26 protein-coding genes are annotated in these 23,170 nt (G+C 34.4%); 5 read left to right on the forward strand and 21 right to left on the reverse strand.

Going from position 1 to position 23,170, the window contains the following annotated elements:
* Nucleotides 1-45: 45 nt before the first annotated feature.
* Genes ACE939_RS05625 through ACE939_RS05635 form a run of 3 tightly spaced genes read left to right on the forward strand, consistent with a single transcriptional unit; the run spans nt 46 to nt 1,745 of the window.
* The gene (locus ACE939_RS05625) at nt 46-945 is read left to right on the forward strand and encodes a mechanosensitive ion channel family protein (RefSeq protein ID WP_378187871.1); all 900 of its coding nucleotides are present in this window, start codon (nt 46-48) and stop codon (nt 943-945) included.
* A 21-nt stretch (nt 946-966) separates the two neighbouring features.
* On the forward strand, nt 967-1,269 hold the full coding sequence (hpf, locus tag ACE939_RS05630; RefSeq protein ID WP_148782246.1) for a ribosome hibernation-promoting factor, HPF/YfiA family: 303 nt from the start codon (nt 967-969) through the stop codon (nt 1,267-1,269).
* Nucleotides 1,270-1,280: 11 nt separating this feature from the next.
* Nucleotides 1,281-1,745, forward strand: coding sequence for an arsenate reductase family protein (locus ACE939_RS05635; RefSeq protein WP_378187872.1), 465 nt, complete (start codon nt 1,281-1,283; stop codon nt 1,743-1,745).
* A gap of 348 nt (nt 1,746-2,093) precedes the next feature.
* On the opposite strand, the gene ACE939_RS05640 is transcribed toward ACE939_RS05635, so the two are convergent.
* The 20 genes from ACE939_RS05640 to ACE939_RS05735 all read right to left on the reverse strand — a co-directional run bounded on the left by ACE939_RS05640 (nt 2,094) and on the right by ACE939_RS05735 (nt 17,757).
* Nucleotides 2,094-2,723 (reverse strand): NADPH-dependent F420 reductase, encoded by a 630-nt coding sequence (locus ACE939_RS05640; protein WP_378187875.1) that lies wholly within the window; start codon nt 2,721-2,723, stop codon nt 2,094-2,096.
* Between the two features lie 29 nt (nt 2,724-2,752).
* The gene (locus ACE939_RS05645; protein WP_378187876.1) at nt 2,753-3,403 is read right to left on the reverse strand and encodes a nitroreductase family protein; all 651 of its coding nucleotides are present in this window, start codon (nt 3,401-3,403) and stop codon (nt 2,753-2,755) included.
* 181 nt (nt 3,404-3,584) lie between these two features.
* Complete coding sequence (locus tag ACE939_RS05650; RefSeq protein ID WP_378187877.1) at nt 3,585-4,157, reverse strand: 4'-phosphopantetheinyl transferase superfamily protein; 573 nt, start codon at nt 4,155-4,157, stop codon at nt 3,585-3,587.
* Nucleotides 4,154-4,408, reverse strand: coding sequence for an acyl carrier protein (locus ACE939_RS05655; RefSeq protein ID WP_378187878.1), 255 nt, complete (start codon nt 4,406-4,408; stop codon nt 4,154-4,156). Before ACE939_RS05655 ends, ACE939_RS05650 begins: the two co-directional genes overlap by 4 nt.
* Before the next feature lie 16 nt (nt 4,409-4,424).
* Nucleotides 4,425-5,702 (reverse strand): beta-ketoacyl-[acyl-carrier-protein] synthase family protein, encoded by a 1,278-nt coding sequence (locus ACE939_RS05660; protein WP_378187879.1) that lies wholly within the window; start codon nt 5,700-5,702, stop codon nt 4,425-4,427.
* Nucleotides 5,695-6,147 (reverse strand): 3-hydroxyacyl-ACP dehydratase FabZ family protein, encoded by a 453-nt coding sequence (locus ACE939_RS05665; RefSeq protein ID WP_378187880.1) that lies wholly within the window; start codon nt 6,145-6,147, stop codon nt 5,695-5,697. The genes ACE939_RS05660 and ACE939_RS05665 overlap by 8 nt, the downstream gene beginning before the upstream one ends.
* 13 nt (nt 6,148-6,160) lie before the next feature.
* The gene (locus tag ACE939_RS05670) at nt 6,161-6,952 is read right to left on the reverse strand and encodes an SDR family oxidoreductase (protein ID WP_378187882.1); all 792 of its coding nucleotides are present in this window, start codon (nt 6,950-6,952) and stop codon (nt 6,161-6,163) included.
* A 27-nt stretch (nt 6,953-6,979) separates the two neighbouring features.
* Entirely contained in the window at nt 6,980-8,032 is a 1,053-nt protein-coding gene (locus tag ACE939_RS05675; protein ID WP_378187883.1) for a type III polyketide synthase, read from the reverse strand.
* A 39-nt stretch (nt 8,033-8,071) separates the two neighbouring features.
* A complete protein-coding gene (locus tag ACE939_RS05680; RefSeq protein WP_378187884.1) occupies nt 8,072-8,788 on the reverse strand; it encodes a methyltransferase domain-containing protein in 717 nt (238 codons plus the stop codon).
* Nucleotides 8,782-9,909 carry an NAD(P)/FAD-dependent oxidoreductase gene (locus ACE939_RS05685; RefSeq protein WP_378187885.1) on the reverse strand — a complete coding sequence of 376 codons (1,128 nt, stop codon included), beginning with the start codon at nt 9,907-9,909 and terminating at the stop codon, nt 8,782-8,784. Before ACE939_RS05685 ends, ACE939_RS05680 begins: the two co-directional genes overlap by 7 nt.
* Nucleotides 9,910-9,988: 79 nt before the next feature.
* Nucleotides 9,989-10,684, reverse strand: a complete 696-nt coding sequence (locus tag ACE939_RS05690; RefSeq protein WP_378187886.1) for an OmpA family protein — start codon at nt 10,682-10,684, stop codon at nt 9,989-9,991.
* 14 nt (nt 10,685-10,698) lie between these two features.
* The gene (locus ACE939_RS05695) at nt 10,699-11,181 is read right to left on the reverse strand and encodes a lipocalin (protein ID WP_378187888.1); all 483 of its coding nucleotides are present in this window, start codon (nt 11,179-11,181) and stop codon (nt 10,699-10,701) included.
* Between the two features lie 72 nt (nt 11,182-11,253).
* Nucleotides 11,254-11,415: a DUF1328 domain-containing protein gene (locus ACE939_RS05700; RefSeq protein WP_378187889.1), complete on the reverse strand. Its 162-nt coding sequence runs from the start codon at nt 11,413-11,415 to the stop codon at nt 11,254-11,256.
* A gap of 93 nt (nt 11,416-11,508) precedes the next feature.
* Nucleotides 11,509-12,825: an MFS transporter gene (locus tag ACE939_RS05705; protein WP_378187890.1), complete on the reverse strand. Its 1,317-nt coding sequence runs from the start codon at nt 12,823-12,825 to the stop codon at nt 11,509-11,511.
* Nucleotides 12,826-12,909: 84 nt separating this feature from the next.
* Entirely contained in the window at nt 12,910-13,731 is an 822-nt protein-coding gene (locus ACE939_RS05710; protein ID WP_378187892.1) for a M48 family metallopeptidase, read from the reverse strand.
* A gap of 173 nt (nt 13,732-13,904) precedes the next feature.
* The gene (locus ACE939_RS05715; protein WP_378187893.1) at nt 13,905-15,218 is read right to left on the reverse strand and encodes a cation:proton antiporter; all 1,314 of its coding nucleotides are present in this window, start codon (nt 15,216-15,218) and stop codon (nt 13,905-13,907) included.
* A 94-nt stretch (nt 15,219-15,312) separates the two neighbouring features.
* Complete coding sequence (locus tag ACE939_RS05720) at nt 15,313-15,882, reverse strand: hypothetical protein (protein ID WP_378187894.1); 570 nt, start codon at nt 15,880-15,882, stop codon at nt 15,313-15,315.
* A gap of 69 nt (nt 15,883-15,951) precedes the next feature.
* Nucleotides 15,952-17,079, reverse strand: a complete 1,128-nt coding sequence (locus ACE939_RS05725) for an AI-2E family transporter (RefSeq protein ID WP_378187895.1) — start codon at nt 17,077-17,079, stop codon at nt 15,952-15,954.
* 119 nt (nt 17,080-17,198) lie between these two features.
* On the reverse strand, nt 17,199-17,594 hold the full coding sequence (locus ACE939_RS05730; RefSeq protein ID WP_378187896.1) for a YchJ family protein: 396 nt from the start codon (nt 17,592-17,594) through the stop codon (nt 17,199-17,201).
* Complete coding sequence (locus ACE939_RS05735) at nt 17,587-17,757, reverse strand: hypothetical protein (RefSeq protein WP_378187898.1); 171 nt, start codon at nt 17,755-17,757, stop codon at nt 17,587-17,589. The genes ACE939_RS05730 and ACE939_RS05735 overlap by 8 nt, the downstream gene beginning before the upstream one ends.
* Before the next feature lie 251 nt (nt 17,758-18,008).
* Here ACE939_RS05735 and ACE939_RS05740 point away from each other — a divergent pair, with 251 nt between their 5' ends.
* Complete coding sequence (locus ACE939_RS05740) at nt 18,009-18,752, forward strand: acyl-CoA desaturase (protein WP_378187899.1); 744 nt, start codon at nt 18,009-18,011, stop codon at nt 18,750-18,752.
* 35 nt (nt 18,753-18,787) lie between these two features.
* Here the strand turns inward: ACE939_RS05740 and ACE939_RS05745 are convergent, their stop codons facing one another.
* Nucleotides 18,788-19,465: a DUF2293 domain-containing protein gene (locus ACE939_RS05745; RefSeq protein WP_378187900.1), complete on the reverse strand. Its 678-nt coding sequence runs from the start codon at nt 19,463-19,465 to the stop codon at nt 18,788-18,790.
* Between the two features lie 362 nt (nt 19,466-19,827).
* Here ACE939_RS05745 and ACE939_RS05750 point away from each other — a divergent pair, with 362 nt between their 5' ends.
* Nucleotides 19,828-23,169 (forward strand): hypothetical protein, encoded by a 3,342-nt coding sequence (locus ACE939_RS05750; protein ID WP_378187901.1) that lies wholly within the window; start codon nt 19,828-19,830, stop codon nt 23,167-23,169.
* Nucleotide 23,170: the final 1 nt, after the last annotated feature.

Here is a 23,170-nt window from a genome sequence, read left to right on the forward strand (position 1 = left end):
AACTGATATTGATCGACTATTCCTTTAAATTTAAAAAAATTACATATGGACGAAACCACCAAAACCTTATCAGATGCCTTAATCAATTTTTATAATGATCTAATCATACAATTGCCAGGTATTGGTATAGGTGTTTTGATTATAATTATTGGTGTAGTATTAGGCTCATGGATAGGTAGATTTGCAACCAATCGCATTTCTAACCGTACACATGATCCTTTAATGAGTCGATTTTTGGGACAAGCTATTAAATATTCGCTCATTGTCATAATGATTATGTTAGCCTTACGCGCCGCAGGATTAGGCGCTATAGCAACTGGTGTTCTTACAGCAGCAGGTGCCAGTGCAGTGGTGTTAGGCTTTGCTTTTAAGGATATTGGTGAAAATTTTATCTCAGGAATTATTTTAGCCTTTAACAGACCGTTTGATGTAAATGATACGGTCGAGATTGGATCTAATTTTGGAAAAGTAAAAGCTCTTGAGTTTCGTTATACCAAATTAAAAACTTTTGACGGAAAAGATGTATACATTCCTAATAGTGATGTACTAACCAAACCCGTTACCAACTATACCGAGGATGGTTTTTATAGATGGGATTTTATGATTGGAATCGCGTATGAAGACAATATCGAAGGTGCCAAAAAAACCGTGTTAGAAGCCTTACGAGAAGAACCTAATGTCATTGAAGATGCAGAGCATGAAAATTTTGTAATCATCGATGAACTAGCCACTAGTACTGTCAACCTGAAGGTGTTTTTTTGGGTTGATACTAAGGATTTTAGACGTATGGCACTTATAACCAAAGGTAATGTGGTGCGTAATGTTAAAGAAGCACTTGAGGAGGCTGGTTATTACATGCCTGCCGATATTCAAGAACTTAAACTATATCGCGGAGAAGCTGATTTTCCGTTGCGTATCAATCGAGAAAAACTAGAAAACAAATAATATTAATTCTTAAAGTAAACTATGAAATTAAATTTTGAGTACCACGACGTGACAGCGAGCAAACGTCTCGAACAGTTAGCACAAGAAAAACTTGATAAACTTGAAAATAAATATGATTTTATTATTCGCGGAGACGTGTTTTTTAAAACCGAAAATACTTCTTCTGATGAAACAGGAATGATCTGTAGTATTCGTCTAAGTGCTCCAGGGCCTCGCTTATTTGCAGAATCAAATTCCAAGAATTTTGAAGCTGCATTGGCCGAAACTGTAAATGATTTACAGAGACAACTGTCAAAACGAAAAGAAAAGATGAACACTCATTAAAAATTTTGTGTATGAGCATGGCAACAATAGCAAAGAATGAACGACAATTGACTCTTTATTACTCATCTGCATCTAGTACAGGCAAACAAACAGCTGGATATGTAAAGGGATCAGACATGCCTATCAATTTGGTGGACATAACAAAGCAAAATCCAACGGGAACACATTGGGCTGATTTGGCAGCATTGGTAGGTAAGTCTATCGATCAATTAATAGATAAACAACATCCAGATATTAGCCAAGAAATTGAAAATGCAAATCTTGAACCTCATGATTGGCTCAAAATCATTGCAAAAACACCGCAGGTGATTAAAGATCCTATTGCTGTAAAAGGTGATCGCGCTCAACAGATTAATACGGCGACAGAGATTCTTACATTTTTTGATGTAGACTCTGCAGGTATAGAAAAAGAACCTGTTGGCAAAGAACCTTCTACTACTAGAACTACAAAAGACGAAAATTTTATCGAAGATTAGTTGAGTCAAATCTTATACTATTTAAAACGCCTATCATATAATTTTATGATAGGCGTTTTGTAAAACACCATAGCAGAACTGGCGTGTGTATTATATTTGACACAAAAATAATATGGTAGTGTGCTTTTTTTACAATTTGATTAAACTTGTGATGTTCTCTATTGGTTGTTTACACACCTTACCCCATTACTTTTATCATTTGCTATCAATCTAGAAAGATTTAATTTTAGATGCATGTTTGATCCTACAACATCTGATACCTTTTTTATATTTTATAGTAAAATAATATTTTTACCTATTTGTCTAATTAAGACAAAACAAAAAGTTCTGGTAATAATTCCTACATTCTTATGAATTTATAAGAGCTTCTAATTCCTGACGTTCCATAGATTTTCCATAAATTTTTTGTTCCGGATCCATAATATTAGTTTTATCAAGATCCCCTACATAAACAGCATCAAAACCAATATCTTCGATAAGAGTTCGCGCAACGTCTTTACTTTCTTGATCTTGTGCTGCATATGGGACTGCAAGTTTTTCTGAATTTCTAAATGCACGATCCTTTAAATGTTCTGCCTTAATTGTATTAAATGCTTTTGCTGTTTTGGCAGTATTAAATTTCATTGCTGTATATTCAGAAGCATTGCGATTGGATTCCCTCACCTTTTGTGCCATCGCTCCATCACGTTCGGGATACGGATTGGTAGCATCAATAATAACTTTAGTACCATATTCTCCCGCATACAGCTCAGATAACTGATCGATAGCTTTAAAAGGCATAGCTAATACATAAGCGTCTGCATTAGCTTCAAAAGCTTTTTCAACACTCATCGCTTGCGCGTTAGTTCCTGCTTCTTTTACCAAACTATCTAACTGCTCAGGGTGTCTAGAACTAAACAATACCTCATGTCCTGCTTTTGCCCAATGTTTTCCCAAATTTCCTCCTATATTTCCACTTCCGATTACGCCTATTTTCATTGTGATTATTTTTAATTAATACTATTCTACTATTGCTCAGTGTTCAACGTTTCTTGATTCGATGAATCTAACCCCTGCTCTTCCATAAAATCTCCGTTAAATGTAAACTCACGTTGCATATTACGTGTTCTTTCTGATTGCTTTTCCATTTTCCTCAAATCTTCGGGAAGATCATCTGGATTACCACCATAATATCCAATAGCGACCGCAGTTGCTACATGATAAGCATCGGGAAATTTAAATTCTTTTTTTGCTTCTTGATACTTAAGTCCAGCCATTTGGTGTACAGCAAGTCCCAAATGTTGTGCTTGTGCACACATGTTACCCATGTAAAGTCCTAAATCATGTAAAGCATGAAAGTTTTCTTTCCCTTCGGGTGTTGTTTTCTTATACGCGTTAATCAAAAGTACGGGAGCATTTCCTGCCCATGACTGATTAAAATCGTCTAGACAATTAAAAATTCGATTGTAAGTATCGCTTCCTTTAATGCCCCATATCGTACGCCATGGTTGCCAATTATAACAGCTTGGTGCCCAACGTCCTGCTTCAAAGAGACTTCGCAATTCGACTTCAGATACAGGCGTGTCGGCAAATACTCGTGGACTATGACGTTCACTTAGTATCGGAAGGATTTCAAATTTAGTTGCTGTGTTTTGTTCAGTTTCTTCTAGTGTTTTCATAGTTTTCTTTTTCTTGTACATTGGTGATACATACTACATACCTTATTATGTATCGTAATACGCTTCTTTTTATTTAAATGTAAGAAAATAGAAACCTTGAATTTTATAATTTAATAGACTTTAAGAAGCAGTTTTGTAAAGTTTTAACGATCCGACAATACTCTTCCAATAAATCTTGATATTATTTTTTACGCTTCTTGTAATCAAGTAGCCATGCACATGCAATATAAGATCCATGATGACTGATGCTGATAGGTATTCTTTTTTGTGAAGAGTGGTCTAAAAGCTGCGGAATTTGATATTCATTTTTAACAATAGAAAGTCGGGAAGTCTCCAAATTAAACGTTTTGGCAAGCACGTTCAAAAGAATTGTTTTATCAGTAGTATTAGAATAGTTAAGGATGGTGTATGCAATTTTTTCTACTTTATCAAATCTAGTAGCAGTACTATGAATTAAATTGTTATTTTGGGTGGTTATCACATCATATTGAGTCGTACCGATCGCAACCCACTTGGGATCACTAGTGTCCATACGTATTGGATTAAATACGGGAGCATGGTTGTGTAGACGTTGATGTGCTTTGTAAGCCGCCTCTTTTCTACTCCAACGTTTCCAAACTTCAACTTCTGGACATATTGCTTCAAAAATACGAAGTTGCTCCCTAGGTGAAAATAATTTATCTAACCAACCAGCTCGTTGCCAATTACTTTCTTTTTTGGCTGTAGTTAAATCAACCAAATCGTTGCCAATCACTTAGCAGCCAGTTTTGATTCAATTACATCTATAGAGGCTTGTACAGTTAGCATTTTTTCCATAGAATCATTATCTATTTCAATATCAAATTCGTCTTCAACATCCAAAGCAACATCTACAAGGTTGGCAGAATTAATCTCGAGATCTTTGATAAAATTAGTATCTTCATTAAGTTGTTCTAATCCTTTTGTATTCTGCACATAAGGAGTAACAATGGCTTTTAATTTTGAAAGTAACATTTCCTTTTCCATGGATGCTATTAATTAGTTAGTGGTCGTTATAGTTTTTAAAGATAATACAAGCATTGACATCACCAAAACCAAAGCTGGCTTTTGCAATAATTTGTGATTCTTGATAAAGGGTTTCTTTTGGAATTCTTGAAGTATCTACATAGTTTAGAATTTCTGGATGTGGCTGTAAACAGTTGATGTTTCCGAAAACGAAATTTTCTCTTAATTGTAGCACCGTCGCCACGCATTCTATACTACCTGAAGCAGCCAGACAGTGACCAGTCATACTTTTAAGCGAATTAATTAGCGGAAAATTTTTATCAGTTCGCTCTAATGCTTCACTCCAATTTTTAATCTCTTCTGGATCCTTAACGGTTGCTGTAAGATGTCCATTGATAGCATCTATTTGATCAGAGGTGATTGAAGCGTTTGCCATAGCCTCTTTAATACATCGTCGCACTGCTGTACTATTAGGAGCCGTCATACTCCCACCCTGCCGCTGTCCTCCACTATTGATAGCTCCGCCAAGTATTTCGGCATAAATAGTGGCGCCTCGCGCTAACGCATGATCTAGACTCTCGACCACCAATGCACCCGCACCACTCCCAGGGACAAAACCAGCAGCATCAACACTCATAGGCCTAGATGCCTCAATTGGAGTATCATTGTATTGATAGGGTAAAATTCTCATCGCATCAAATCCACCCCAAACATAGGGTCCGCTATCACTTGTACTGCCAGCCAGCATTACATCGGCTTTGTTATTTTGAATATGCTCAAACGCCATTAAAACTGCTTCGGTTCCTGTAGTACAAGCAGACGAATTAGTTGTGACCCGATTACCACATCCTAATTTACCACCCAAAAAAGCACTGATACCACTTGCCATGGTTTGAGTAACTGTGGTGCTTCCTAGTTTGCGAACCTTACCGTCATCAACTTTATAGATAGCTTCTCTAAACTTTTCGGTACCCAAAATTCCTGTACCAAATATCACCCCAGTATTCCATAGCGGTTCTATTGATTTTGTCAGCGGCAAACCTGCATCTTGCCAAGCATCTAAACCCGCAATAACTCCATATTCTAATCCGCTAGCTAATAATCCACGTAGCTCAATACTAGTGAAGTAATTAGTTAGATAATCATTCTTATATATCGGTAAACCAGCTACTTGACAAGAGAATTTCAAATCTGTTAACTGCTCTATTTTTTGCACTCCACTAATTCCCTTTTTAATTGCGTTCATAAAATTATCTATCGTCACTCCGTTGGGAGCTACGACACCTAATCCGGTTATTACTACACGTCTATTCATCTGTATTATTTACTTTAAACATACCAGCAAGCACTCCTTTTGCAATTAATGTGTCATTAGCATTGTACATTGCAACTTCGCACTGTAGTTTTCCGAAACGGAAATATTGTTTAGTACTTTTAACCCAAACAGTATCTGCTGGATATACTGGTCTATAAAAATTCATCTGGCTAGATGTAAAAGCGATCTGTAAAGTATCGGTATCAACTGTATCTGGTAACAATGTTATTCCGTACGCCACCAATCCAATTTGAGCCATACACTCGGTTAAAATAACTCCAGGAGTTACTGGATTATCTTTAAAATGACCTTTATAAAAGAATTCATCTTTTCTAAATGTATAATTTCCAATTATGCCTGTATCGTTAATCTCTGTAATAGCATCGACAAATAAGAATGGTCTGCTATAAGGTAATTTTTTAATTAAAATATTAGCGTTTGACATAATAAATTTTTAGTTACTGCAAATGTTCTCCGCCATTTACAGGAATAGTGCAACCATTAATCCAAGCTGCTTCATCTTTACACAATAAATAAACAACATTTGCTACATCTTCTGGAGTAGTAAGTCTATTATAAGGATTACGAGCAATACTATGTTTAATTAATGTTTCAGATCCTGGTATCATGCGTAATGATGCGGTATCAACAGCACCTGGCTGTAAACAATTCGCTTTTATACCATAGGGAGCAAATTCAAACGCAATACTACGCGTTATGGCTTCGAGTGTAACTTTTGCAGCAGAAACTGCTGCATACTGTCTCCAAGCTTTGGTATTACCTTCACTCGTAAAAGATAGAACTCTCGTATCTGATGCGAAAAGTTTTGCTTCAAAAATAGCTTTTACCCAATCATATAGACTAATTCCCATAGCGTGTATGGTCAACTTAAAATCATCGTTTTTAAGTTCATACTTCCCATCAACCATCGGTTTAAGATTGCCTTTGGCAACACTGTGTATCAGTGTCTTAATCCTGTTAGTTCTTATAGTTTTTTGAATTTCTAATATCGCCTTAATTCTTTTATCAGTATCCAAAAGATCTGTGTTGATTCCCAAACATTGTACTCCATACTTTCGAATACTTTCAAATTCTTTTTCTATGGCTTCCAACTCACTTTTTCGATTGCGGTAGATACAAATGATATGCATGCCATGTTGTGCGAGTTTATGAGCCGTAGCAAGACCGATACCCGAGCTTCCTCCTAAAATTAAGGCCCATTCATTTTTTTCTTTAAAATCTTTATACATATAAGAGCATTGTTTGATTTACATGATTTACCATTCTAATAAGACCCGCTGTGCGGTAAACCCAGGGCCAAAACTAAGCATAAGTCCTAATTCTCCAGACCTTTTGGGCACTTTCATAAAACGTTCTAATACATACAATACTGTAGCACTACTCATATTACCATACGCTCGTAAGACCTCTTTGGTATCATCAATATTTTTTCCTAATTCACCAAAAAGCTCTTCGACTGTTTGTACAATTTTTTTCCCTCCAGGATGAAAAATTAAATGATCAACATCCATAATATTTTTGGCATAATCTTCAAGAAAAGGAGTAATGATAGCAGGAAAATGCGATGCGATTTTTTCGGGTACAGCTTTATCCAAAACCATTTGTAATCCATTATTTGTAAGCTCAAAACCCATCATCTGCGTATCATCATAGAAATGATACATGGCACCGCCAAGAATTTTAGGTCCAGTAGCATCTAACTCTGACGATAATAATGTACAGGCAGCTCCATCTCCAAATATAGCGGCACTTACTATATTAGTCATGCTATAATCTTGATGCTGAAAAGTAGCGGTAGGAGCCTCGACTGCAATGACTGCAGCACGTTTCCCTGGATTAGATTTCAAAAAATTATTTGCGTATATAATACCCGAAACTCCAGCTACACACCCCATCTCTGTAACTGGTAAACGAATGATATCCTGTCGTAAGCCTAACGCATTAATAAGATACGCGTCTAGTGAGGGTATCATAATCCCAGTACAACTTACCGTTATAATATAATCCAAGGATTCTGGAGCCCACTGTTGCTTTTTTAATGCTTTTTGAAGTACATCGATACCTAACTTTTTAACTTCTCTGGTATACACCTGATTCTTTTGTTCAAATGAGGTAGCTGTAAACACATCTTCAATACTCATAATGCCATATCGTTTATCGACAGCTGCATTCTCAAAAATTTTAATGGCTTTACGCTTAAACCTTGATTCTTGACCATCTAACCATTGCGATACAAAAGGTAGAATTTGATCTGTTGTTCTTTGGTATGGAGGTAACGCGGTGGTTACGTTTGTTATTTTTACACTCAAATTATTCTATAATTAATGTAATTAGTATTTTAAAATCTTTTATCCTTTTATAAGAATCCATTGATATCTAAACGCCCAACACCACTTTATCTTATGGGTGACTTGATTTGTTTTGGCAGCATAGGTTTTCAAATCTTCCCTTTTAAATCCTCTTAATATCGAAATAGCGCCGTCCTTTTGGGCAATAGGGTTTTTGATTACAAACAAACATAGAATTTTAAACAAATAATATGCAATACGGCTACGGTGTAAATCATTTATAACCAAACCAATTCTAGAGCGATTGATAAATTTATTAACCAACTCGATAAGTTCGTTTTTCTTAAAGTGATGAAGCGTTAATGTACAAATTACTATATCACAATCCTGATCTTGGCTATCAAATTTAGCTAAAAAATCTTGTGTATAAAATTTGATTTCTGGATATTTTAAAGAGGATGATTTTGCAAAGTCAATAGTATGTGCATTACCATCAATTCCGATAAGATCAAAAACATATCCCTTTTTTTTACCTAAAATGGCTAATGCGCGCAAAATGTGGCCATCTCCACAACCCATATCAATAATTGTATAACGTTTTTGTTTTGGTTTTTCTTTAAGTAATGCTAACACACCATCAACCGTTATACTAATACCTCCTAACCAACTATTAATAATTGCTAGATCTTTTAAGGTTTTTCTTAATTCGGGACCCTGAAGATCAAAAGAGTCCATAATTTCTTCCTGAGTACTTCTATGTGTTGTATTTACTAGCATTCAATAGGTTTACCATGTGTTTGTTTAATTATTTTGGTGAGTGTCGAAGGAAATGAATTACCCAGGTAGTATCCTAATCTCTGTAAATAAGGATTTAACACTACCGATTGCAAAAGCGATCCCATAGCCAACCGATTTGAAAATTGTTTTTTCCATGCTCTTTTGTAGGACGATTCAATAGCACTTCTATCAAAGGTGTTATAAGTTGTATTTTCTATAAGCGTTTGACACAACAATTGAGCGCTTTGTATTGCCATAGCCATACCGTTACCGCACAATGGATGAATCATACCTGCTGCATCCCCTAGCATAAACATATGGTTATGAATAAGGCTTTTTCGCTCAAAATTAATTTGACTTATGGATAACGGTTTATCAAATAGACAGGTTGCTTGTAAAAAAAAATTATTGAGATGAGGATTAGCACATAAAACCTTATTTTGAAAATCATTGATGTTTTTATACTTTTTAAAACTATCGTAATGTGCCAAATAACAAACATTAATTGTGTTATCCTCTACTTTCGAAATACCACAATAGCCACCTTCAAAATTGTGTAAAGCCACCAAATCCTCAGGAAACTTACCAGCATAATGCGCTTTTACAGCAAGCCATGGTGAAGAATTCAACATAAAGGAACGTTGGAGTGTTTTATCCAATCCAGAACGTTTACCAAATGCACCGATAACAAAATTTGATAGTACTGTACCATTATCTTTAGTCTCTACCGAAAATTTATTCTGGTGATATAAAACATTAACTACTTGATCTTGTAAAACATGTATTCCCTTAGTTTTAGCCAAAATATACAAATGCTGATCTAGGTAATATCTACTTACGCCAAACCCACCTAAAGGTAGTTTGCTTTGTAAACGTTTTCCTTTTTGAGTTGTAATTTCTATGGTCTTTAAAGTAGTAGGTTTTAAATTATCAATTGTAATTCCTAATGATCTCCAGTAAGGTAGTATTTCATTAGAAATATATTCTCCACACACTTTATGAGTTGGATATTCATTTTTCTCGATAAGCACTACTTTAAATTTATGCGAAGCTAAATGAATCGCAGCGGTCAACCCTGCCAGTCCGCCACCAATAATTATAATCTCTTTTGTTTGATTCATTTGGATGAAGATACTGAATTTTAAGCATAAAAAATCCCGATTTTTACAATCGGGATTAAAATACTCCAAAATTTCCTTACTATTGTTTTACTTGCTCTTCTGCTTCTTTAATCATAGTCTCGTTAGCTACGATTCCTAATTCTACACGACGATTTTTTGATCGACCTTCGGCAGTTGAGTTATCGTACTTTGGTAACGTCTCACCGTGCCAAAGAGTTTTAAACCTACCTCGATCTACACCTTGTAAAATTAAATAACTTGTTACAGCATTGGCTCTATTTTTTGATAATGTCATATTATACGCATCATCACCAGTGCTATCTGTATGCCCTTCGACCAATAAATTAGTATTTGGATATTCTTTAAAGATCCCTACTAGTTTATCTAATGTAACTCTGGATTTAGCATTAATATTGTATTTATTCGTATCAAAATAAACACCACTATTTTCGTCAAAAACCACATCGATTCCTTCGCCAACACGAGTTACTTCGGCACCTGGAATTTCTTCTTCGATTTTTTGAGCTTGTTTATCCATTTGCTTTCCGATAACACCACCAGCTACACCACCAACAACACCACCAATAATTGCTCCTAGTACAGAGTTTTCTTTATTTCCGACATTATTACCAAGTACACCTCCTAGAATTGCTCCTCCAGCAGTACCAATTACAGCTCCTCTTTGTGTATTGTTAGTATTCTTGATACTCTCGCAACTTGTTAATAATGCAACTGCAGTTACAACAGTTACTATTTTTCTTATATAAATTTTCATCAATTATAATGTTTTTATTGTTGTAGTTTATTAAAATTCATTGTAATCACAAAAGGTTTCCCTTCTAAGCTCACAGTTTGAGTCCATGTCATCGTAGTTTCATCCAAACTTTCCAAAGTCATACGATATCCTTTATTATCGTTTGTACTCTTTTTCTTTTCATTAATCGGCTTAAACATAAAGCTATATACTCCGCTCTCGTCTGGTGTAGGTATTGTCCATCTAAAATTACGAGCGCCCATTTGCACACAAGCATCACGATTTACATCGTAGGTTCCTGTATTGTTATTAGGAATAAATCTCCAAGTTGATCCAGTTAGACACTCGGCTGATGCATCATCATATAAAGTAACTTCAAAAACACCTGATCTGCTGTACGAAATATTGTCAAGCGACCAAGAACCTTTAAGCGTCTTTTTTGCAGAGATGATAGTTCGCTTTGTAGGGCTACATGAGACCACTGCAAGGGTTACTAAAAGTAATAAAATGTTTTTCATAAATTTTGGTTAGTTAAATTCTTAAATAGTTACGGATACTTAAACGTATCCAAATCTTAATTAGTATGTGAATTATTTTCTAAAAAGTCTGCTTACAAGAGAAAGCACAAATAAAATTAGAAAAATGTAAAATAGTATCCTCGCAATACTTTCAGCTCCAGAAGCAATGCCTCCAAATCCTAAAACACCTGCGATGATTGCAATAATGATAAATATAATTGTCCAGCGTAACATAGTTGTATAATTAGTTTATACTACGAATATAGCACCATCTTAAAATCAAGGTATGTTTATTATAAAACATTAACGCTAATTTGTTAAGAAAACTTAATTTCTTTTCTCTTCTAGTATGGGTTTTAATTTGGGAACTCTCAATAATCCTATAATCCCGAACACAAAGAAAATTCCTAAAAAAATTACTGCGCTACGCATACTTCCTGTAATTAAATCCACTGTAGCGTATATACCCATACCTATTATTATCCCTATTTTCTCGGCTACATCATAAAAACTAAAATATGATGTAGTATCATCGGTAACAGGTAAATACTTTGAATATGTAGAGCGTGAGAGCGCTTGTATACCTCCCATAATTAAACCTACTACACCAGCAGTCACATAAAATTGAATTGAAGTTTCGACAAAATATGCATAAATACAAATAGCTACCCAGATAGCATTGAGCGCAATTAATGTACGAATATTCCCAAAGCGCTTAGAGCATCTAGAGGTTAACATGGCACCACCAACAGCTACAATCTGAATAATTAAAATACTCACTATTAAACCCATTGTTTTATTACTATCACTTCCCCAATCAATCTCTTGCTCTCCAAAGTATGTAGCAACTAGCATTACAGTTTGAACTGCCATACTATAAATAAAAAAAGCTATCAAATATCGTTTTAAAGGTAAATTAGAAGCGAGAGCTTTTCGTACCGAATTAAGTTCTCTAAACCCTTTGAAAAACACACTCCGATCCAAAACATTTCCTGTGTTTCCTTTGGGTAAATAATAGTATGAAAACTGACTAAAAATAATCCACCAAATACCCACCATAATAAAAGATAGTTTCATTGCCTCAATACGAGCAGCATCAGAATCTGCGGTCATTACCATTGCTAAATTTACTACTAATAACAACACACTACCTATGTAACCTAAAGAGTAGCCTTTTGCACTAATTCGATCTTGTTGTTCTAGATAAGCTATGTCTGGCAAATATGAATTATAAAATACAATACTACCCCAATATCCGACCAATGCTAGGATATAAAAGATCAAACTACTATATATGTGCTCTTTACTAAACCAAAAAAGTGCAATACACGAAAGAGCTCCCAAATAGTTAAAAAACTTCATAAAAGTTTTTTTGTTTCCAATATAATCTGCAATACCAGACAAAATTGGCGAAGTAATGGCAACAATCAAAAATCCAATTGCCGTAGCATAGGTTATTAAGGGAGTACTTCGTATAGAATATCCAAATATTGTTATCAACTCGTCTTTGAGAAATAGAGAACCATAAAAAATGGGAAAAACTGCGGATACAATAGTTAAACTGTAAACAGAATTGGCCCAATCATAAAACGCCCATGCATTGAGTAAGGTTTTATGTCCCTTTGGTAAAACTTTAGAATTCATTATATATAGTTAAAAAGCTGTTTTGATCATTCAAAACAGCTTCTAAAAATAGAAATAAATTTATAACTAATGCCTTTCTAACGTTTATTTAAAAGTGGTAACACCAAATTTACGTGCCTCGGCTTTTGCACCTGGGGCCCATGCAGTCAAGTTTGCAATACGTGTATCACTTGAAGGGTGGGTACTCATAAATTCTGGAGGCGACTGTCCACCACTATTAGCTTTCATTCTTCTCCATAAATCGGCAGCTTCTTCGGGATTATATCCAGCGATAGCCATTAATTGAAGTCCGATTTTATCAGCTTCAGTTTCATGACTTCGGCTAAAAGGTAACATTACACCAAACTGTGTACCTAATCCAAAAGCGGTACCTATAATTTGTTGCGTACTTTGACTTTTATTTTGAACTGCTACCGCAGTAGCAGCACCCGCTACTTGTTGGAGTTGTCCTGCGCTCATACGTTGCTGCCCATGATTAGCCAATGCATGTGCTACTTCATGACCCATTATTGCAGCAATCCCTGCTTCGGTCTTTGCTATAGGTAAAATACCCGTATAAAAAACAATTTTACCGCCAGGCATACACCAAGCATTAACAGCATCGTCCTGCACAAGGTTATATTCCCAATTGTAATCATCCAAATAGCCTGTATATCCATTAGCATTTAACCATCGTTCTGAAGCTTTTGATATTTTTTGTCCAATGCGGGTGATCATTTGTGCTTCAGTAGTCCCTTTGATTACTTTATTCTCACCTAAAAATTGGTCATATTGTTGAAATGCCATAGGGAAAATTTGAGAATTTGGCACAATGGCCAAGGTTTGCTTTCCTGTAAAGGGATTTGTAGCACAAGACATAAGTACTACTAAAGCTCCTAAGATTATTAATGTTTTTTTACTATTCATTTGAAATTTATTTTAACTGTACATTAATGTATACAACATATGAGCCTTAAGATTCGTGCAATAGTTATGATACATTATCTACATTTTGTTTGTTATTAGATGTTAAAATTACAAATTACCTAATAGCTGTTCAAAAATTTACGATGGCTTTAACGAAAATCATTTAGCAAATATTACACGTTATCTTTGTCCTGGATAGCGGAAGTTGGATTCGACGAGGATTCAATTATTGATTGTGCTCCAGATGGTTGTAATTCGACATCATCGGTAATTAACGCTTCTTCTTCTTGCATACGTAAGCGTTCTCGCTTTTTATCCCAAATCATACCCGCTGTCATAATAAGACTGGTTCCTATAATTACAAATAAAAGTATCCCTGGTTCAAACCCTGGAATACTAGCTTCTTCTGGAATGGCATAAAATAATAATACCGTTATCAAACCTCTGGGGGCTACAAAAACTTGCGGGCTAATATCGTTACCCATAAAAAGTCTCAACAAACCGTAACGAATAGCATAAATAGTTACAATTATAAGCAAACTAATTAACGTTACACGCAAACTTAATAAGGACGAAAGGGTAATCGTAATTCCAAAAATCACGAAGAAAAACGTGCGTACCACAAACGCTGTTTCAGCTGTAATTACATGTAATTCATGATATATAGATTTTGCTTTTTCAAAGTTGATAAACTCTTTCAATTTTCCTTGAAAAAACAATTTCATATTTGCGATAACCAATCCAAAGATTAAAATAATAATTAATGATGAAAGGTGCATTTTCTTACCTACAGCATATAATAATAGTAACACGCCTATCAGCAGAAATAATTTTACTTGACTTTTTATTTTCTGAAAAATCAATATGATACCGTAACTTGCTATAAGAGAAATCACTACGGTAAGTACTAGATTGAATACAAAACCTGTAACTCCAGCATTTTCTGTAGGATTAAGGCTTCCCGTCAAAAAGTAAAATAACATGATGCCTAAAATATCAGAAAATGTACTCTCGTAAATATGAAATTCTTTTTTGGCCTCTGTAAGACTTACGACCGAAGGAATTATAATTGCACTTGACAAAATTGATAAAGGGGTGGCATAGAGCCAAGCCGATTGCATTGTCATACCATCAACCAAACCATATAAAATTAACGCTGCCAAATAGGTCGATACAACTAATCCAATAAGTGCAATCGTTAGTGCTACCAAAATAGGACGTAACTTTTCACGTTTTAACTTAAGCTCTAAAGCAGCTTCTAATACAATCATTATCAGTCCTATAATCCCTAAAATTTCAAGAAATGGAAAAAAATCAAAAGGTTCTCCTTCAAACGATGCTAATAGATATTGTATAATAACGCCCAAAACAATAAGCATAAGTACCGCGGGTACATTTGTTTTTTTGGCTAAACCATTAAAAATAAATGATAGGATTATAATTATCGAGAAGCCTATGATCAAATTATAGGACGAGAAAATTTCCATGTGTAGGTTTTTAAATTAATTGACGATTTGGTGTGAAAAGATACTAAAATTATCCAAACCTCTCTCCTACTTCTGCTTTAGAATATAAAATTGATTATAGCATCATGGATCGTTTTAAATCTTTAAGATCAATATCGGTATCGATTAATTGAGTTACCACCTGCTCCCTAAATTCATCCAGATCATCATAATCAAAATACCTGGCCCACTTATAATTTTCTAATAGATTTTTTATTTGCTTGATTCGCTTACGAGTTTGGTCTGCTGTTCTAACAACAGCTATCCCATCGTATTCTGGATCATCTTTGTGATTATACTGTACTGTTTTAGTAGTAAAGTCAACAGATATATAGTAGGCGTCTGCTTCTTCGTCCATATTTATCCTAAAATCTTCCCAATCTGCATAACCAAGCCTTAAATCGTCTATCTCTGCAGGTAAATCAGACACCAGTCGCCATTGACAGCTTGCTGCGCGTCCCCAATGATTTGAAAGTCTGTAGACACCTTTTGTGGTGTAATAGTATGAACTTCCTGATTCACTACGATACTGAGGTTTTCTTCTAGCAATTTTCCATAAAGGCACTCCCTGAAAAACACAGTATGTACGATCAAAAAAGTTATTCCGAGTAAATTTAATTACTTTTTTGCTTTTTTGTTTTTCCAATATTTTAATTTATTTTTCCCATGACAAAGTAATCACAAATTATCTGAAAATTAAAATAGGATTGCATTGTTACCAGAACTTTATTTTTTGTAGTAAAGTACTAATTTTGGTATTAGAATTTGATTCTTCGATATTACCGATTAGCGTTCCTATAGGTGCAGTCCACGGTATCGCATCAAAGATAACCTTGAGTATTCCTACTAGAGGAATCGCTACCACCATACCAACTATACCCCATAAGGCTCCACCAAAAACTACTGCCAAAATGGTAAATAATGCGTTAAGTCCTACCTGATTGCCAATTATAAAAGGTTCTAAAATATAGCTTTCAATAAATTGAGCAATAGTAAATGTTATACCAACACCTATAACTACCGTTAAAGGATTGAGTCCTTGAGTAACCATACCTAAAACGATAGCTACTCCTGCACCCAAAATATTCCCTACATAAGGAATAACAGAAAGTATTGCAGCAAAGCACGCTAAAAATAGCGCATAATTTATACCTATTATTTGTAAACCTGTATAATAAATGATGGCAAGAATAACAATTAAAAACATTTTACCCACAAAGTATTGACGACAAACGACCGCTGTATTGTGCAATGCTTTTTTGACAGTCGGTTGATGATCTTCGGAAAAAAAATTGAGTATTGCATTATGAATATGATCTCTAAAAAATAGGAAGAAATAAATGTAAATTAAAATCAGAAAAAAAGAACCTACAACACCAAATAAAGGGTTCATCGTATCTGAAACCATTCTAGTAGAAATTGAAAAGCTTTGAGAATCTTTGTCCTCTTTAGGTTTCATAAATTCAACTAAACGATCAAGTTCTTTGAACTGAACACCTACCTTATCATCCAAATAGTCTTGAGCTGTATTAATTTTAGGAAGCATTTCAGTCTGTAAATTATTCCACTCACTAACAACACTTTTGACTCGTGTTGAGAAAACAAAAACCAATATACCAATAGCAATAACCAGAACGCTTAAGGATACGAGTGCCGAGATACCTGCCCCCCATTTACGATTACGAAGTATATTATACAACGGTAATAAGGACATAGCAAATAATCCCCCAAGAACCAACGGTGCAATATACTGTTGAGTGTGTATAAGGGCGAAGGTCATAAAATATACTCCCAATAGCGTGAGAATAATGACTAAAAATCTTCTAATAAAAGTATCAGACATTTGGGTTGGATTTGATTGTTCCAACTAAGATACAGTATGTTTAAAGGAGTAAAAATTGAAGGCCCAAGCTTTAACCTCTAATTAACAGGCATAATGTTCAAAAGTTATTGTTTTAACATTTAACTTGCCTCTACAATCCCCAAATAACTCCAATGATCATTCTCTCTCACAAATTTTGAATGCTCATCAATATTTTGAACTTGTCCATCTTCAAAAAAATAAGCTATAAAATGAACTTCACCATCTAGATCGGTTGCAGAGCCTCGTATCACTTGTAAAATCTCCAAACGAATCCATTGAACAGCTTTTGCCCAAGTAATAATTTTAAGCTTATCGTTTATCGGTCGTGTAGTAGTGTGATGACTTTGCATAAGATAATTACCGTTTGCCATTACAAAGGCAGTATATCTAGATCGCATTAAATCCTCTGCTGTAACGGCTCTGGCAATATTCGTGTGAATAGGGGCACAACATACATTATATGGTTGTTTTTTACCACACGGACAATTATTCATTAGTTGCTATATTTTCTTTTAGTACTTTGATTTTTTCTTTTAATAATTTTAAGCGTTCAATACGTTCAATCTTTTTTTGACGTACTTTATTCTTCTTGCGATCCATGAGTTTATCATGTTTGGCTTTATTTTTAGTATTTTTGGGTCTGCTAGTTTTAGCCATCTTGTTATACCTTCTTATTTATTCATTACAAAAGTAAACTTTTTGTACTACATCGCTAAATGAGGATTCAAGAGATTATGGCTACTGTTTATTTAATGTGTAATAAGGTAACTTTAGGTTTTGTTTAACGTGCATTTCTGGGTGGATAGTCTTATTTTTGCAGACTTTAAGCTTAGACGTAAGGTAGGGAATGTTTCTTATCAAAATTTCAAAGCTTCTTAACATAGACAAATTTAGTACGCAACTACTGCATGGCAATATTGATTTTTATTTTAGTTTTATGGTATATGGGATTGTTTTTTCAAACATTTTTCTTACACCGATATGCTGCACACCAAACATTTACAATGTCAAAAATGACTGAAAAACTATGTTTTATTTTGACTTGGGTTTTTCAGGGATCTAATTATTTAAGTGCTTATGGATATGGTGTCATGCATCGTATGCACCATGCTTATGTTGATACAGAAAAAGATCCTCATTCTCCCAAATATGATAGCAATCTATTTAGTATGATGTGGCGCACCAAATCTATATACCAAGATATCAATAATAAACGTATCGCATTGGATGCTAAGTTTACCATTAACGCTCCACAATGGAAGAGTTTTGATAAGTTTGCAAGTTCTAATGCTTCAAGAATCGCTTGGGGATTATTTTACACCGCTTTTTTCTATTTTTTTGCAACTGCTTGGTGGCAGTGGTTATTTTTGCCAATCGCTTTTTTTATGGCCCCTATTCATGGAGTGATTATTAATTGGTTTGGCCATATTGTAGGCTACACTAATTTTAAAATGAACAATACCTCAAAAAATCTATTCCCAATAGATTTTCTTATGATGGGTGAAAGCTACCATAATAATCATCACAAACATAGTAACAGGGCTAATTTTGGAGGCGTTCGTTGGCATGAGATTGATCCCACGTATTATATTATGTTGGTGTTACACAAATTGAGAATTATAAAATTAAAACCAAGCGCCATAACAAAGTAGAAAAAACACATTTCTTTAATTACGCTCATGGATTTTTAATATGCTCCTTTCCAACGACGTAGCACTTGTTCTATATCAGTTTTAACTTCGGATCTAATTTGCCTTTTCGCTTTTCCGTATCCAAATTGATCGTCATAATTGGTTTCAGTATGTCGAATGTGTGCTTCTACAGCTAGATCAATCATTTTGACATCAAATTCTTTGGCATCAGCTGTACGCCCTACCCTTCCACTATATTTTTGACATGCATGTTGTGCTATGAGGACTTCGCGACCTTGAGGACACGATGGATAACGTGCACGAATCTTCTTAGCAAAAGTAGCCACATATACGCTATCCTGTTGAGCTCTTAGTACAGCAGCTTTTTTATTCTTTGCTTCGCGAATAGCTGCATCCTCTATACATGATTGTTTAGCATTTTCTATAGCACTTTCTTGAACCAACTGTCCAGTGCGTTGAAAACGCTTACGACGAGCATTCCATTCATACACCACAGCACAACGATCTGAGAGTTTTTTTGATCGTCTTGTAAGTGCAGCATCTCCCGATGGCAAAAATGTGTATCCTACAAAAGCTGAACATGAGAAACAACTCCCCTTGTGATTTTCACTTTCTGCCACAAAGGAGTTTCCTTTGGGTATTCGTTTACCGCAGTTACTACAAGTAAGTTTCTCTTTTTTTGTAAGAAAAATGTTTTGAGATTCTGTTGCCAAAGGCTCTAATTTTAAGTAAGCGAAAATAAAAAATTATATTAGTTATTTACCTAATGAATACAAAACTTATCACTATGTAGGGAGCCTTAAATCTATTACTAAGTGAATTATGAAAATTCTTTAAATACTAAAATCCTTCAAAATTCGGATAATAATAAGGTGTAAAAGTACATACAAAAAGGTATGGAAAAGACGCTACATTTATAGTAATTAAAGAGATGATTAATTTTACGATATGGTTATTAATCACTAAAAACACACATCTCATCGAAAAAGGGAAAAAGCCCCTCTCAATTTATTTTTTTAATAAAATATTAACTTTATGTTTGTAGGATTAATATTAACCAATTTAAGTATACCTTATGAAGCGCTATTTCGTACTCATCTGCCTTATTTCTATTTTTTTTATTTCTAAAGCTCAAGAGTTACCTAGTGTAATTCCAGCTGCTCCAGGAATTTCTACTCTTAGTAAATTTGTAGATGTTCCTGTAGGTCATTTCACAGGTGTACCTCAAATATCAATTCCAATTACATCTGTTACTCAGGGAGAAATTTCTTTCCCAATAAATTTAAATTATCATGCATCTGGTATACGAGTAGATGAAATTGCTTCACCAGTCGGATTGGGTTGGTCCTTAAATGCGGGAGGTTTAGTATCTAGATCAGTTAGAGGAATTCCTGATGATGATATATCTGGTTATATTAATACTACAATAACGGTGCCTTATTTTATGTCTTTGCCTCAAAGTCAAATTAATAATTATTTTGATCAAGGTACAGGGGGTAGGTTAGATTTTGAATCCGATGTCTATACATTTATTTTACCTAATGGAACAAGTGGAAAGTTTTATTTTAATCAAAATGGAGATGTACTACAATCTTTAAACAATAGAGATATTACCATTGAATACGTTAAAGCATCTGGTAGAATTACTAAATGGAAAATTACTACTCCCGATGGCATGATATATCATTTAGGAGTATCAAAAGATGGGCTTAGAACTGCTAAAGATAGAACTACCACCACAGCTTTAACAAGAACTAATAATGTAACCCCTATTCCAGATACTCCAGAAGCTTTATCTAATTACGTAAGTACTTGGCGTCTAATAGATATCGAAAATACTAAAGGTGATAACTTAAAGTATGAATATGAGTCAAGGCAAACCAGTTTTTATAGTCTTGGAAATCAGCGAGAAATTTTGTGGCAGCTCAACAGCTCTACTGATAATTGTCAATATGGTATATCAAAAACCTATTTACACAATAGCATGAAAACCAATCAAATATCAGCTATTCGTTCTAAAAATTTTAATATTTTATTTAATTACAATTTGGATCGTCTCGATTTAAAAGGAGATAAGGCGCTCTCTGGTGTAAGAGTATTAGATGCTGCTGGTGGTGTGGTTGAGGAGTATAAACTTACACATGATTATTTTACCTCGACTCGATTATTGAGCGATTTACCTTATGGAGACCTAGAACAAAGACGAAAACGATTATATTTAAAAGAATTTATACAAATTAAGGGAGCAATAGAAGATCAAAAATATTCTTTCGATTACAATACGGATGATATTTTACCTGATCGTTTATCAATGGCCCAAGATTTTTGGGGGTACTACAATGGTCAATCTAACAGAGAATTAATACCTGAAATCAACTATTATCATGGTGCTTATGCTAATCCACATTTAGGTCAGGGAGGAATCATAATTACTAATCCTAATGGTGCAAATAGAAAAGTGAGTGAGCGTTATTCAAAAGCATGTATGCTAAGAAAAATTACTTATCCAACTAAAGGAAGTACAGAATACCTCATGGAGTCCAATAGAGTATTTGGTGACGAAGATTTCTTGGTAGCTACAAAAACTATTTCCAAAACCTTAGTTTCTACAAGTACAATAGGTGATTCTTCTCCAGTAATAGAAAAAGCTTTTGATGTAGATTCAGAGTCTACAGATTTTGCTACAAATAACGTTTTCGAATATAGATTAACAGTTTCTAGTGAGGAAGGCGATACTTATGAAGGGTGCTATGAATTAGGAGAACAATCTCTTGATTGTCCCATTGTTAGTATATACAAAAAATCAGGTCAATTCATGCAAGGTTTAAATAAGTCAAAAGGAAGTATTTATTTACCTGATGGGGACTATAAACTACAAATTAATAATGAATCAATCGGTTTTGGTACCCCGCGTTTTGTAACTATCCATATTTATGGATATGCACATGAAGCACAATCGAAGCTTAATGCTCTTTTCGGCGGGATGCGGGTGCATACAATTATATCAAGAGATAATAATGATGTAGTCATTTCTAAACGGAAATTTGACTATAATAACTTTGACGACCCTAATAAAACTAGCGGTAAAGCATTGAACCCGCCTACATATGTTATGAAGGGTTTACAGGTTTGTGATCTTGCGCCTGGAGGGGATTCAGTTCAGGCATTTGCCAATCCTATTTTTTCGTTATCAAATGAAGCCTCTTATAGTGTAGGTTATACAAATGTAGCTGAATATTTTGAAGGTAAAGAGAATGGAAAAACCGAATACACGTTTTCTTTCGCAGCTCCTGGATATGGGATACAATCTACTGTACATAATTGTCCCTATAATTACCTACCTACTCCATGTGAAACGTACCCCAATACTCCTATTCACGATTTAAGTCATCGAAGAGGTTTGTTGTTAAAAAGAAAAGATTTTTCTTATGACAATAATGTTTTTAAACCTATCAAAGAAGTTGTCAATGTATATGATTTTGACAGGAATAGTCAGGAGAGTACGCTTAACTTAAGTTTAGGTTCTTTTCCTAGAATGTATAATGAATATACTAACTTAAGTGAAAAATTATTTTTAAAAAAAGAAACTGGCAGATCATATTATTACAACGCAGATCAAACCCACATAATTAGCACTGAAAAAGAATATTTTTATGAATCATACCCAAAGCATAGTCAGATAACTAAAATTGAAACTACAAATAGTAATGACAATAAAAAAATAACAAAAATTTACTATCCAGATGATGTGGAGACTATAACTTCTTTAGGTGAATCCATAATAACTCCTGAAGAGTTTTTTGCTATTCAACGATTAAAAAAAGAAGGAGTTGAAAGTCGAGTAGCACAATCTTTACAAACTGAAATTCTTTATAAAGGACTGCGCACTATCCAGCGTACAAATTTTAAAACCTGGCATAATAAATTTACTGCGCCTAAAAGCTTGGCAAGTTCAAAGAGTTTTAACCCTCTTGAGGCTAGAGTTTTGTATCATGACTATGATGATTACGGAAATCCTCTTGAAGTGTCAAAAGCTAATGGAAACCGTATTATTTATATCTGGGGTTATAATAATACCTATGTAATCGCGAAGATTGAGAATGCTACCTATGAAGGAATGCCGACAGAAGTAGTCAATTTGATCAATCAAATAATGTTAGCTACTAACACAGAGAATAGTCTAGCTAGTGAGATGCAGATAAGGGAACAATTTGATTCACTTAGAAATCATAATTATTTTGAAAACTCACAAGTAGTATCTTATACTTATGATCCTTTAGTGGGGGTAACCTCCATTGTAGATGCGTCAGGTGATTTGACAACTTATCATTATGATAACTTTAATCGATTAAAATATAGTAAAGACTCAGAAGGGAAGTTACTTACAAAAAATAAATATAAATATAAAAATAAATAGA

It is taken from the genome of Aquimarina rhodophyticola, from assembly GCF_042434915.1.
Lineage (GTDB): Bacteria > Bacteroidota > Bacteroidia > Flavobacteriales > Flavobacteriaceae > Aquimarina.

Excerpts from the sequence above, each read along its gene's own strand:
- ACE939_RS05695 (WP_378187888.1), bottom strand. The coding sequence starts at position 11,181 with ATGAAAAACATTTTATTACTTTTAGTAACCCTTGCAGTGGTCTCATGT.
- ACE939_RS05690 (WP_378187886.1), bottom strand. The coding sequence starts at position 10,684 with ATGAAAATTTATATAAGAAAAATAGTAACTGTTGTAACTGCAGTTGCA.
- ACE939_RS05710 (WP_378187892.1), bottom strand. The coding sequence starts at position 13,731 with ATGAATAGTAAAAAAACATTAATAATCTTAGGAGCTTTAGTAGTACTT.
- ACE939_RS05685 (WP_378187885.1), bottom strand. The coding sequence starts at position 9,909 with ATGAATCAAACAAAAGAGATTATAATTATTGGTGGCGGACTGGCAGGG.
- ACE939_RS05625 (WP_378187871.1), top strand. The coding sequence starts at position 46 with ATGGACGAAACCACCAAAACCTTATCAGATGCCTTAATCAATTTTTAT.
- ACE939_RS05680 (WP_378187884.1), bottom strand. The coding sequence starts at position 8,788 with ATGCTAGTAAATACAACACATAGAAGTACTCAGGAAGAAATTATGGAC.
- ACE939_RS05730 (WP_378187896.1), bottom strand. The coding sequence starts at position 17,594 with ATGAATAATTGTCCGTGTGGTAAAAAACAACCATATAATGTATGTTGT.
- ACE939_RS05715 (WP_378187893.1), bottom strand. The coding sequence starts at position 15,218 with ATGGAAATTTTCTCGTCCTATAATTTGATCATAGGCTTCTCGATAATT.
- ACE939_RS05670 (WP_378187882.1), bottom strand. The coding sequence starts at position 6,952 with ATGTATAAAGATTTTAAAGAAAAAAATGAATGGGCCTTAATTTTAGGA.
- ACE939_RS05750 (WP_378187901.1), top strand. The coding sequence starts at position 19,828 with ATGAAGCGCTATTTCGTACTCATCTGCCTTATTTCTATTTTTTTTATT.
- ACE939_RS05640 (WP_378187875.1), bottom strand. The coding sequence starts at position 2,723 with ATGAAAATAGGCGTAATCGGAAGTGGAAATATAGGAGGAAATTTGGGA.
- hpf (WP_148782246.1), top strand. The coding sequence starts at position 967 with ATGAAATTAAATTTTGAGTACCACGACGTGACAGCGAGCAAACGTCTC.
- ACE939_RS05665 (WP_378187880.1), bottom strand. The coding sequence starts at position 6,147 with ATGTCAAACGCTAATATTTTAATTAAAAAATTACCTTATAGCAGACCA.
- ACE939_RS05645 (WP_378187876.1), bottom strand. The coding sequence starts at position 3,403 with ATGAAAACACTAGAAGAAACTGAACAAAACACAGCAACTAAATTTGAA.
- ACE939_RS05660 (WP_378187879.1), bottom strand. The coding sequence starts at position 5,702 with ATGAATAGACGTGTAGTAATAACCGGATTAGGTGTCGTAGCTCCCAAC.
- ACE939_RS05725 (WP_378187895.1), bottom strand. The coding sequence starts at position 17,079 with ATGTCTGATACTTTTATTAGAAGATTTTTAGTCATTATTCTCACGCTA.
- ACE939_RS05700 (WP_378187889.1), bottom strand. The coding sequence starts at position 11,415 with ATGTTACGCTGGACAATTATATTTATCATTATTGCAATCATCGCAGGT.
- ACE939_RS05635 (WP_378187872.1), top strand. The coding sequence starts at position 1,281 with ATGAGCATGGCAACAATAGCAAAGAATGAACGACAATTGACTCTTTAT.
- ACE939_RS05655 (WP_378187878.1), bottom strand. The coding sequence starts at position 4,408 with ATGGAAAAGGAAATGTTACTTTCAAAATTAAAAGCCATTGTTACTCCT.
- ACE939_RS05735 (WP_378187898.1), bottom strand. The coding sequence starts at position 17,757 with ATGGCTAAAACTAGCAGACCCAAAAATACTAAAAATAAAGCCAAACAT.
- ACE939_RS05740 (WP_378187899.1), top strand. The coding sequence starts at position 18,009 with ATGGCAATATTGATTTTTATTTTAGTTTTATGGTATATGGGATTGTTT.
- ACE939_RS05705 (WP_378187890.1), bottom strand. The coding sequence starts at position 12,825 with ATGAATTCTAAAGTTTTACCAAAGGGACATAAAACCTTACTCAATGCA.